Annotated in this window: 8 protein-coding genes; 3 read left to right on the forward strand and 5 right to left on the reverse strand. The window is 72.2% G+C overall.

Going from position 1 to position 11,771, the window contains the following annotated elements; translation table 11 throughout:
* Positions 1–455, reverse strand: a 455-nt coding sequence (locus WH07_RS22550; RefSeq protein WP_332836367.1) for an FGGY family carbohydrate kinase, incomplete at its 3' end; no start/stop codon positions are given.
* Between the two features lie 356 nt (positions 456–811).
* On the opposite strand from WH07_RS22550, the gene WH07_RS22555 reads away from it, so the two are divergent.
* From WH07_RS22555 to WH07_RS22565, 3 genes are all read left to right on the forward strand, one after another.
* Positions 812–1,600: a DeoR/GlpR family DNA-binding transcription regulator gene (locus WH07_RS22555; protein WP_046503024.1), complete on the forward strand. Its 789-nt coding sequence runs from the start codon at positions 812–814 to the stop codon at positions 1,598–1,600.
* Positions 1,601–1,722: 122 nt separating this feature from the next.
* Positions 1,723–2,739, forward strand: a complete 1,017-nt coding sequence (locus WH07_RS22560; RefSeq protein WP_046503026.1) for a 2-hydroxyacid dehydrogenase — start codon at positions 1,723–1,725, stop codon at positions 2,737–2,739.
* Positions 2,740–2,789: 50 nt separating this feature from the next.
* Positions 2,790–4,241, forward strand: coding sequence for an FGGY-family carbohydrate kinase (locus WH07_RS22565; RefSeq protein ID WP_052744528.1), 1,452 nt, complete (start codon positions 2,790–2,792; stop codon positions 4,239–4,241).
* Between the two features lie 28 nt (positions 4,242–4,269).
* Here WH07_RS22565 and WH07_RS41785 read toward each other — a convergent pair whose 3' ends face one another.
* The 4 genes from WH07_RS41785 to WH07_RS22585 form a co-directional block, all read right to left on the reverse strand.
* The gene (locus WH07_RS41785) at positions 4,270–8,334 is read right to left on the reverse strand and encodes a hypothetical protein (protein ID WP_046503028.1); all 4,065 of its coding nucleotides are present in this window, start codon (positions 8,332–8,334) and stop codon (positions 4,270–4,272) included.
* Positions 8,335–8,428: 94 nt separating this feature from the next.
* Positions 8,429–9,268 carry a carbohydrate ABC transporter permease gene (locus WH07_RS22575; protein ID WP_232789020.1) on the reverse strand — a complete coding sequence of 280 codons (840 nt, stop codon included), beginning with the start codon at positions 9,266–9,268 and terminating at the stop codon, positions 8,429–8,431.
* Positions 9,265–10,368: a carbohydrate ABC transporter permease gene (locus WH07_RS22580; protein WP_232789021.1), complete on the reverse strand. Its 1,104-nt coding sequence runs from the start codon at positions 10,366–10,368 to the stop codon at positions 9,265–9,267. The genes WH07_RS22575 and WH07_RS22580 overlap by 4 nt, the downstream gene beginning before the upstream one ends.
* Positions 10,365–11,690, reverse strand: a complete 1,326-nt coding sequence (locus WH07_RS22585) for an ABC transporter substrate-binding protein (RefSeq protein ID WP_046503031.1) — start codon at positions 11,688–11,690, stop codon at positions 10,365–10,367. The genes WH07_RS22580 and WH07_RS22585 overlap by 4 nt, the downstream gene beginning before the upstream one ends.
* Positions 11,691–11,771: the final 81 nt, after the last annotated feature.

The raw sequence follows: 11,771 nt of genomic DNA on the forward strand, positions 1-11,771 counted from the left end.
CCCCCCGGACCGCCCCGCTCCGACCGTACGAGCCACAGCAGTTTGGCCAGGGCCCAGGTCGGCTGGATACGGTGGCCGAGCGAGCGCCACACCTCCTCGCCCGCCTCCTGCGCGTCCCGCGCCTCCTCCCCGGCCCGCCCGTCGTCGTACATCAGCGCCGGCGTCAGGGGGGTCCCCCGGGAGTCGGTGAGCAGTACGGTGCCCGAGGTGGCGCAGACCGCCACCCCGCGCACCCGTGCGGCGGAGAGCGTGCGCAGCGTCCGGCGGACCGCCGCGCCGACGCCTTTCCACCAATCGGACGGGAGCTGTTCATGACGGTGCCCGTCGCGACGACCGGTGAGAGGAGCGGAGCCCCGCCCGAGCACATGTCCGTCGTCGGTGACGGCCAGGGCGCGCACGCTCTGGGTCCCCAGGTCGATCCCCATCCACACGTCTCTGTGGCGTGTGTCCGTCACGGATTCCCGCCTTCCCCGTCGCGTCGTCTTCTCTTTGTCCGCTGGTGGCCTTCTCGTTGTCCGCCGGATCCCCCAGTGGTCTCACCATGCTTTTCACACCAGGGCCACCGGCGGTCGCCACCGCGCCCCGGCCGCCGCCCACGAGGCCGGCATGCCTTGTCCCACCTGGTGAGGACGGGGTCGTGGCATCGCTGGACGGGTTGACCCGGTCGGCGGCCGTGGTGAACACTGCCAAACGCTACATCAGTAATCTATGTTATATCCTCAGAGCTTCATGTTATTGATGAGGTGTCTCGGGGCGACGGATCAGCGAACGCGACAGACGCGCGCGACCAGCGCGCGGAACAGGACCGGGAATGCCAGAGGACGACAAGAGCCAGCGCGGCCCCATACAGCGGCGCCGGGAGATCTCCGACCTTGTGCTGACCGAGGGATCGGCCTCGGCGGCGGACCTGGCGGAGCGGTTCGGTGTGAGTCCGATGACGATCTACCGGGACATCGACGAACTCGAACGCGAAGGCGTACTGCGCAAGTTCCGGGGCGGGGTCACCGCGCAGCCCTCGGGCGTCTTCGAGAGCAATGTGGCCTACCGGAAGAACGCGATGCGGGCGGAGAAGGAAGCGCTCGCCGCCAAGGCCGTCACCCTCATCGAGCCCGGTATGTCGGTGATGATCGATGACTCGACCACCACACTGGAACTGGCCCGGCTCCTCCCCCGTATCGAACCGCTGACGGTCGTCACCAACTTCCTCGAAGCGCTGAACCTGCTCGCCGAGGAGCGCGGCATCCATCTGATGGCGCTGGGCGGCGACTACGACCCACTGCACGACTCCTTCCTCGGGGTGCCCTGTGTGGAGGCCGTCGAGGCGCTGCGGGTGGATGTGTGCTTCGTCTCCACCTCGTCCGTGTTCGGCGACTACGCCTTCCACCAGGAACAGCGCATAGTCGCGGTCAAACGCGCCATGCTGAAGGCCGCCGGCCGCAATGTGCTGATGATCGACCACTCGAAGCTGACCCGCACCGCGCTGCACCGGCTGGCCCCGCTCACCGCGTTCGACCTCGTACTGATCGACGACCGCACACCGCCGGAGGCCGTCAAGGCCCTCGACGAGAGCGGTGTCCGTTACGAACTCGCCCCCACCTGAGCCCACTTGACGGCCCGGGCCCGCCTGAGACCGCTTGAGTGCTTGAGGGCCCGGGCACCCACCGGAGCCGGGCCCACGGGCCCCTCAGGCTCCCGCCGTACCACGCCAAGGAGATCCGGCCGATGAGAATCCTCGCCGCGGGAGACCACTTCGTCGCCCCCGAACTGCTCACCCGGGAGCTGGCGGCCGTGATCGGCGCCGCCCACACCGTCGGCCAACTGCGTCTGCCCTGGCCGCTGACGCCCTTCGGCCCGGTCTCCGAGGTCGACGAGGCGTCGGGCGACGAGGACACGCTCCTCGCCGCGCTGGCCGGGGCCGAGGTGTGCGTCACCCAGATGGCCCCGGTCACCAGCAAGATCCTCGACGGATCGCCGGATCTGCGGCTGGTGGTCGTCGGCCGCGGCGGCCCCGTCAATGTGAATCTGGACGCGGCCAAGAAGCACGGTGTCCAGGTCTGCAACACCCCGGGCCGCAACGCCGCCGCCACCGCCGAGTACACCATCGGGCTGATCCTCGCCGCGATGCGCCGGATCCCGGAGACCTCGGCGGCGCTCGCCGCGGGCCGCTGGGCGGGCGAGTTCTATACGTACGACAACTGCGGCCCCGGCCTGGACGGCGCGACCGTCGGGCTGATCGGCTGCGGCGCGGTCGGCAGCCGGGTGGCCCGGGCCCTCACCGCGCTCGGCTCGGAGGTCCTGGTGTACGACCCGTACGCCGACCCCGGCCTGCTGCGCGAGGCCGGCACACCGGTCGCGAGCCTGGACGAGCTGCTGCGCCGCTCCTCCGTCGTCTCGCTGCACGCCCGGCTGACGCCCGAGACCCGCGGACTGCTCGGCGCGCGCGAACTGGCGCTGCTCCCCGAGGGCGCGGTCGTGGTCAACTGCGCGCGCGGCGCGCTGCTGGACGAGGACGCGCTGTGCGACGCGCTGGAGTCGGGGCGGCTCGCGGCGGCCGGGCTCGATGTGTTCGCGGTGGAACCTCCGCCGCCCGGCTCCCGGCTGCGTACCGCTCCCCGGCTGGTGATGACGCCCCATCTCGCGGGCGCGAACAAGTCGGTCGCGCACAACGCGGCGCGCGTCGCCGCCGCCGAGGTGGGCAGGTTCCTGCGCGGCGAGCGACTCGCCCACCGCGTCGCCTGAACACCAGTGCCTTCGCAAGTTCACAAGTCCACAAGGGAAGGGGCCGCACAGTGTTCGTCGGTCTGGACATGGGAACCTCCGTCGCCAAAGCGGCGGCCTTCGACGAGGACGGCACCGCGCTGCGCGTCGAGTCCACCCCCATCTCCCTGGGAGGACGCGGCGACCGCGTGGAGCAGGATCTCGAAGAGGTGGTACGGGCCGCCTCGCGTGTCCTGGGCGCGGTGACCGGCGACCGTACGCCCGTGCTCGTCGCCCTCACCGGTCAGGGCGACGGACTCTGGCTGGCCGACGCGTCGGGCCGGGCCTTACGGCCCGCGCTGTCGTGGATGGACGGCCGGGCAGGCGATCTCGTCGCGGGCTGGATGGCCGACGGCACCGCGGAGCGTCTGTACCGGCGCACCGGCAATGTCCTCTTCCCCGGCTCCCCCGGCCCGCTGATGGCCTGGCTGGACCGCAACGAACCGCGCTCCCTGGACGCGGCCACCACCGCCGCCTGCTGCAAGGACATCCTCCATCTCCGGCTCACCGGCGAGCGCTCCACCGATCTCTCCGACGCCTCGGTGCCCTTCCTCGATCCCCGTACCCGCGCCTACTCCCCCGAGGCGCTCGCGGATCTCGGGCTCGCGCACCGCGCCGGGCTGCTGCCCCCGATCGCGGCGACCCTTCCGTACGGGGAGGCCACCGGCCGGACGCCAGGGCTGGCGGCGGGAACCCCGGTCAGCTCCGGTCCCTACGATCTGCCCGCCTGCGCGCTCGGCGCGGGGGTGACCGAGCCGGGCGACGGGCTGCTGATCGTCGGTACGACCCTGGCCTGCCAGGTCGTGGTCGAACGGGTCGCGCTCGACGAGGATCCGGTCGGTTTCCATCTCGCCACGGCACGCCCCGACCGGCATATGCGGGCGCTGCCCGCGATGACCGGGACCGTCGCGCTCGACTGGGTGCTCGGACTGACCGGCACCTCCCACGAGCAGGTCTCGGGTCTGCTGGACCAGACCCCGCGCGGTGCCCACGGGGTGACCGCGCTGCCCTATCTGTCACCGTCCGGCGAGCGCGCGCCCTTTGTGGATCCCACCGCGCGCGCCGAGTTCACCGGTCTCGATCTGCGCGCGTCACGCGCCGATCTGGTACGGGGCATGTGTGAGGCGATCGCCTTCGCGGCCCGGCACTGTCTGGAGGCGGCGGGCCTCACCGGCGCGCTGGCCGTCTGCGGCGGCGGCGCGCGCAACCCCGCCTGGCTGCGGATCTTCGCCGATGTGCTGGGCCGCCCGCTGCGGGTGGCCCGGGGCCCGGAACCGGGCGCGCGCGGCGCGGTGCTGGCGGCGGTCGCGGCCCGGGGCGCGGATCTCGGACTGGCCCTGGACACCGGCGTCTGGACCACGCCGGACGCGGTGGTGGACCCGGATCCGGCGGGGGTGGAGTTCTACGAAGAGGCCTACGCGGCCTATCTGTTCCGGGCGGAGAGCGCGCGGGCACGGTGGCGGGGGCCGGCCGGGGCGCGCTGAGCGGCACGCCCCCGCCGGGCCGGCCGGATCAGCCGGCGAGCAGCCGTACGGGACCCGTCAGTCCGGAGACGCGCTGGCCGGGGAAGACGAAGTGGGTGGGGCTCGTCGCGTCCAAGTGGGGCGCGAGGGTGCCGAAGACGGTGATCTCGACGGTGCACTCCTCCCCGGCCGCGACCAGTCCGGTCACATCGAAGACATACGGGGAGCAGACACGTACCCCGGCCGCGGCGCCCCCGATCCGTACCTCCGCGGTGCCGCGCACCCGCCCGAGGTCCAGCGACAGCCGCTCTCCCGCCGCGCCCCGGCCCGCGGTCGGGACCGCCATCCTGCGTGTGTAGCGCAATCCGCCGCTGTACTCGGCGAGGCCCCGCGTCTCCCAGTCGCCGGTCCTGATCAGCCCCTGGCCGGTCTCGCACCGTACGGGACCGGCCAGGGCCGCGCCTCCCCGGTGGGCGGGGCGGGTCCGTACGCGCAGGGCGGCGGCGCGCGGCCCGCAGGGGCCTCCGGCCGGCAGACCGGCGGTCACCGTACGCACACCGTCCGGTCCGAGGGTCGTGGTCGCCGGGCGCTCCTGACCGTCCACGAACACCGAGGTCTCGCCGTAGGTCCGGGCCGTCAACCGGACCGCGCCCGGCGGCAGTTCGAACCAGAGCCACTCCTCCGCCTCGGCCGGGGCCCCCGGCACCGCGAACCCGACCGGCACCACCGTCCCGTCGTCGGCGTCCGGGTCCAGCCAGGCGGCGCCGGGCAGGGGATGCGGCCTGCGGCGCAGATACAGGGCGGCCGGATCCCCGACCGGCCGACGGCGCACCGCGACCGGCCCCCGGTCCCCCGCGTGCCCGGCCCACCAGGTGGCATCGCTGTGGACGGTCGCGACCACCCGGTGGCGCTCGTCGTACAGAGCCGCGTCCACCAGTACGGCCGGATCGCCGCCGTCCGTACCGCCGCAGCCCGTACCGCCGCTGTCCGTTTCCACGGTGATCTCGTTGTCGCCGGTACGGAGTGCCGCCGCCACGTCGTGCCGGCGCACCCGGGGCACCGCGTGCTCGGCGTACGGGTCGAATCCGCCCTGCCTGCCAACGACTTGACCGTTGACACGCAGAACGCACCGGCCGCGCGCGGCGATCTGGACGACCGCCCGGACGGGCACGGCCGCCAGGGTCAGGGTCGTACCGACAACGGCCGGGCCGCCGCCGGGCGGGAGGATCCATTCGGGGCGCCGGTAGCGCTCCAGGTCGCGGACGAGCGCCAAGTGGGCACGCAAATCAATGTCCTGATTGGACGTCAGGTCCAGTGCCAGGAGATGGCGGCCCGCCGCCAGTCCGACCGGGCCCATCGCGAGATGGCCGCTGTCCGCCAACTCGACCGGTACGCCGTCGAGTCCGGCCGTCTTCACCGCCGCGGCCCCGATCGCGAGATACCCCTCGAAGTCCTCGTCCAGCAGCAGATCGGTCCGTACCCGCGCCACCGCCCCGGCGGGCGTCGGGCCGACGAGGACGAACTCCTCGGGCACATGCCCCTTGGGGCCGAGGACATCGCGGTGGACCGGGTCCTTGTGGACGCCCCGCGCGCCGGACCACTCCAGAGTCGACCGGACACCGCCGCCGGCGTCCAGCAGCACCGCGTGCGGGCCGAAGGTCGCATGGACCGGGGGCCCGGCGGGGCCTTCGGCGCTGCCCTGCCGGAACGTATGGCACTCGACGACGGCCGGACCGCCGGGTCCGCCGGTCGCGGGCCGCGCGAAGTCGCCCCAGGTGTTGTCGAGCGTCGGGACGAGGGTCATCTCCCAGTCGGCGTCGGCGGGGATCTCGACGACGGTACGGGACGGCCGCGCGGCGACCGGGGCGAACGCGGTGACCGGGGCGACCGCGGACGCCTCCTCCGAAGGCCCCGGAAAGATCAGCACCGCCGCCGGCCCCGAGTCGAACGGCACCTCCACCTCCACCGCCAGTGCGTCGTCCTCCGCCGGCCGGACCGGCAGCGTACGAGGAGGGCCGCCGAACGGATCCAGCAGGACGGCCGAGCCTCGGACACCCCGCACCCGTACCGACGCCGTGTGCGCGTACCGGCCGGGGTCGAAGTCGTAGCGCGCGTCGAGCCAGCCCTGCGCCGCGCCCCGCTCGTCCGGGGCGGCGACGGAGGCCCGGGTGGCGCGCGGGGAGCCCGCGGTCAGGAACACCACCGTGGCGCCGTCGACGCGCCGCGCCAGCGCGGGCACGGACGCGCGGACGGCCGGGCGCCGCGCGGCGAGTGCGGCACCCAGGTCCGAAGCCTTCCGTACGAGCACCGCCCGGCCCTCGGTGAAGCAGGTGCGCAGTTCGTCGCGGATCTTGTCGAGTGTGGCGGCTCCGTCGGGGCCGACGATCTGTTCGGGCAGGGCACCGACCGCGATCAGGGTGCCGCCGGCCGAGGCGAATTCGACCAGCCTGCGCGCGGTGTCCTGTTCGAGCACCGTGCACGCGGGCAGCACGACCGTCGCGTACCGCTCCTCGGCGGCGCAGAGCCGCACGGCACTGTCGGGGCCGCCGTCCTCGCCGTACCCCTCCCGTACGGTGGCGCGCGCCAGGGACTCGTCGTCGATCACATCGGCGTCGAGGCCGAGCCGGTCGAGCGCCCCCGGCCGGGTGTGGAACCAGGTCATGTCCCCGACGAGTTCGAGGTAGACGGCCTGGGCGCGTTCCGCGGCGCCGGACACCCCGTCCAGGGCCGTGCCCGCCTGCGCCGTGGTGGTGGGCAGCAGGACCGCGGTGTCGCAGAGATGGTGGCCGAGGCTCAGGATCGCGCAGAGCCGGGTGACGGCGTCGGCGAAGACCCGGTGGTGGCGCCAGTACGGCTGGCGCCAGTCGGTGGCGGGCGGCGCCCACTCCCACCAGCCGCCCTTGGTCGTGTAGTAGACGGCGTGCGGGTTGTAGAGGGTCGCGCCGGCCCGCAGCCAGGGCAGCAGCCAGTCGAAGGTCTCCTCCAGTGTGCCGCCCCAGCCGGTGGAGTGGAACGCCTCGATCCAGGTGCGCGGCCTGCCGTGGAGATGGGCGAGCGAGGAGTGGATCCGGGCGTCGCCGTGGTGGTCGGAGCCGGGCGCGGAGAACCAGCGATGGGTGCGGGCGTAATCGGCGTACAACTCGACTCCGCCGACGGGGTGTCCGGCACGGGCGGGGTCCTGCTGGTCGCAGCCGACGAGCAGGCCGTGGCGCTCGTGCCAGTCGAAGAGGGGCCGGAAGAAAGCCCCTTCGGCCAGTTCGGCGCGGGTCAGGTGGTAGTCGTACCGGATCCGGTGGGCGTCGGGGCGGCGGTCGTCCTCGTACAGCGCGTCCAGGCAGGAGACGAGGTCGTAGCCGCGCAGCCGGAGGAAGGCGTCGGCGAATCCGGCCGACCAGGAGGGCAGCGTGGGGAGTTCGTCCTGGAACGAGCCGACGACGGTGGCCCCGAGCCGGTCGCCGAGCCGTCGCTCGAAGGCGCCGTGCACCTGGTCGAGAAGGGCCGCGCAGGCGTCCACGCCGAGGTAGTCGAAGCCGAGCTGCACATGGTGATGGAGCGTCAGACGCCATCGCCCGGGACCGGGGGGCCGTACGGTCCCGCCGTCCACCGGGACCGGGACGGCGGGCCCGGTGGGACGGTCGTCGGCATCGAGTGGTTCGGCGCGGCCTGCGAGGGGCTCGCCGTGCTCGGGGCAGCGCAGTTCGCCGCTCTCGTCGGTGACCGTACGGATCCGGGTCAACCGGCGCCCGGCATAGGCGGGTTGTTCATCGACGAGCCGTGCCTGGAGGTCGGCGCCGGAGAATCCGAGCTGATCGTAGAACCAGAGGCTCACACCGAGATCGCGCGCGTCGTCGCAGACGCCTTCCAGCAGGGTCCACCACGCCTCGGACATGAACGGGGGGTCGTCGGCGTCGGAGCCGAACAGGGGCCCCGAAGGCGCCAGGTTGAGCAGGACGAGCTGGAACACCCCGCCCTCCGCGAACCGTTGGAGATGGTCACGCAGCCGCTCGCGGTCGAGCCGCTCGCCGCTCCACCACCAGAGGGCGGTGGGCGAGAAGGCGCGCGGGGGTTCGGCGAGGATCGCCGCGATGCGGGCGGGGAGCTGTCCGTACGTCATGGTTTTCGTCCTCGATCTGGTTCCGTCCTCGATTCGTCGGCGCCCGGGCGGTGCGCGGCCCCGTGCCGGTCCAGCGGCGCGGCCCGGTACCGGTTCAGCCCTTGAGCCCGCCCGCGAAGCCCTTGATCACATAGCGCTGGAGCAGCAGGAAAACGACCAGGATCGGCAGCGCGGCCAGCACCAGACCGGCGAAGACCAGGCCGTAGTCCGACACGTACTGACCGACGAACGAGAACACCCCGACCGGCACGGTCTCCCTGCCCGAACCGCCCAGATAGAGCAGCGGGGTGAAGAAGTCGTTCCAGATGAAGACGGCGTTGAGGATGATCACGGTGCCGGTGACCGGCCGGAGCAGTGGGAAGACGACCCGGGTGAAGGCCTGCCGGTGGTCGCAGCCGTCGATGAGCGCGGCCTGCGCGTAGTCCTGGGGCAGGGCGCGGATGAAGCCGGTGTAGAGGAAGACGGTGAACGGAAGCTGGATACCGGTGTAGAAGAGCACCATGCCCTGGTACGTGCCGAGCCAGCCGAGGCCGTCGACCAGCTTGTACAGGGGGATCATGCCGAGCTGGAAGGGCAGCACGATGCCCAGCAGGAAGAGGATGTAGAGCCCGTAGCCGAGTCCGCGGGCGCGGCGTGCGAGGTAGTAGGCGCCGGTGGAGCCGAGGGTGATGAGCAGCAGCAGGCTGACAGCCGTGATGACCGTACTGCTGACCAGGGCCGGGCCGAGGGACGCGGAGGTCCACGCGTTGCCGAAGTTGGCGAAGGTGGGCGGCAGGGGCGGTGCGAGCGGGGACTCGGCGATCTGCCGCGGGTCCTTCATCGCCAGGGTGACCAGGGCGTACACGGGGAAGAGGAAGACGACGGCCGCGGCGGCCATGACCAGTTCGAGACCGTAGCGCCCGAAGCCGCGGCGCCGGAGTGCGGTGGTGTTCACGCGGTGACCTCCCGGGCGCGCAGATGGCGGAGCTGGACCAGGGAGACGGCGGCGACGAAGAGCGCGAGGACGAGGGCGACGGCGGTGCTGTAGCCGAACTTGCCGAAGACGAAGGCCTCTTTGTACAGCACGGTCGAGAGGGTCTCGCTCGCGGTGCCGGGGCCGCCGTTGGTGGCCGCGTAGACCTGGTCGAAGAGTTTGAGGCCGCCGATGGTCGACAGCATGAGGTTGACGGTCAGCGCGGGGGCCAGCAGCGGCCAGGTGACATAGCGGAAGCGCTGCCAGATTCCCGCGCCGTCGACGGTGGCGGCCTCGTGGAGTTCGGGGGGTACGCCCTGGAGGCCGGCGAGGAAGACGACCATCGAGTATCCGGCGTACTGCCAGACGACCATCGCGGCGACGGACCAGAGCGCGAGCGAGGGGTCGCCGAGCCAGTCCTGCCGCAGTCCGCCGAGGCCGACGGCACCGAGGACCGCGTTGAGTCCCGCGCCGTTGTCGGGGTTGTAGACGTACTTCCAGAGGAAGGCGACCATGACCGGGCTGACGACGGCGGGGGCGAAGAAGACGACCCGCAGCAGGGACCGGGACCGGATGTTGGCGTTGACGCCGAGGGCGAGCAGCAGTCCGACGGCGTTCTGGACGATGACGACGGCGAGGGTGAGCAGGAGGGTGTTGCCGACGGATTCCAGGGCGCGGTCGTCGTCGAGGAGGGTACGGAAGTTGTCGAGGCCGACGAAGGAGAAGCCGCCGATGCCCGACCAGTCGGTGAAGGCGTAGACGACGCCGGAGGCGCTCGGGTAGAGGACGACGAGTGCGTAGACGACGAGGGCGGGGACGACGAACAGCCATGGGGGGACGGTGGGATCACGGCGATCGCTGCGTTCGGGGCGGAGCCGGAAGCGTCGGCCGGAGTGCGCTTCCTTGGTGACCGGCTCGGAGGTGCTCTTGAGTCCGAGTGCCGGGGTTCCGCTGCCGTCGCCCGCGGCGCCGCCGATGCCTTCGCCCGTGCCGCCGCTGCCTTCGCCGCTGCCGCCGCTGCCGTCGCCGCTTCTGCCGGTGCCGCCGCTGTCCGAAGTGGGCGTCCTGGGAAGGGAGTTCACGATGTCTTCCCGTAGGCCTTGTCCATCTGCCCCAGCGCTCCCCCGACATCCGTCTTTCCCGCCAGCAGTTCCTGTACGGCCGCGAAGTGGGCGGGCTGCACCTCGGCGTTGGGCCAGCTCTGGTCCATGAAGGGGACGGCCCGGTTCGCGTCGATGATGGGCAGGAAGTCCTTCAGTACGGGGTCGATGGCGGTGGAGGGGCCGCGTTTGAAGGGGATCGCGGAGACGGCCGTGGCCCAGCGGTCGATGTTCTCCTGCTGTCCGAGGAAGGCGATGAACTCCTTGGCCTCGGCGGTGTTCTTGGCGTGTGCCGCCACTCCGAGGCCGACGACGATGCCCGCGGGAATCCACAACCGGGCGGGGTCGTCGCCGCCGGGGAAGGGGAACATGCCGAGGTCGTCGGGGGTCTTGGCGGCGGTGCGGAAGGCGGAGAGCACGGCGGAGACCTGGACGGCCATGGCGGCCTTGCCGCCCGCGACGAGCGCGGTCTGCTGTTCGTAGGTGGTGCCGTTGGGGTTGTCGTTGAAGAAGCCGCGGCGCTGGAGTTCCTGGTACTTGCCCATGGCGTCGGCCCAGCCGGATCCCGCGAAGGTGGCGCGTCCGGCGGCCATCTCCCGGTCGAATCCGGGGTTTTTGGCGTAGACGGCGTTGGGGACCAGGGCGTAGGTGATGAGCTGGGTGACCCAGGGGGTCTGGGCGCCGAGGGCGATCGGCACCACTCCCCGGGCCTTGAGCCGGGCGCAGACGTCGAGGAGCCCGGCCCAGGTGGTGGGCGGCTGGACCCCGGCGTCGGCGAAGACCTTCTTGTTGTATATCGCCCCGATGACACTGCTGCCCGCCGAATAGAGATAGGTCTTGCCGTCGTAGCGGTAGGCGGCGTCGAAGTTCTTGGGGATGCCCTCGGTCCACTTCTGGTCGCCGAGGTCGGTCAGAAGTCCCGCCTTGGCCAGTTCGACCATGGACATCGCGCTGCCGCTGCCGGGGAACAGCACATGTACATCGGGTGCGTTGCCGCCGGCGAGCTGAGTGCGTACGACGGTCTGGACCTGGTCGGTGGGGGCGAAGGACGTGCTGAAGCGGGCGTCGGGGTGGCTCGTACGGTACGCGGCGAGGAGTTCGTCGACCGGCTTCTGCTGGTCGGCGACGCCGACGATGCGTACCTGTCCCGAGCCGCCGCCCGAACCGGAGCAGGCGGTGAGGGCCGGAGGGAGCGCGGCGAGTGCGGCGGCGCCCCCGCCGATACGGAGGAACCCCCGGCGGCTGACCGTACCCGGGACCGGGGCAGGGCCGGGGCCCGGACGGTTGCGAGAACCCGTGGTCATGGTGTGTCCTCCTCGTGGGAGCCGACGGACGAAGGGGCCGCCGGAGCGGATGTGCGTGGGGTCGGGGTGAGTGGCGGGCGG

The sequence above is a fragment of the Streptomyces odonnellii genome, assembly GCF_000981895.1.
Taxonomy (GTDB): domain Bacteria; phylum Actinomycetota; class Actinomycetes; order Streptomycetales; family Streptomycetaceae; genus Streptomyces; species Streptomyces odonnellii.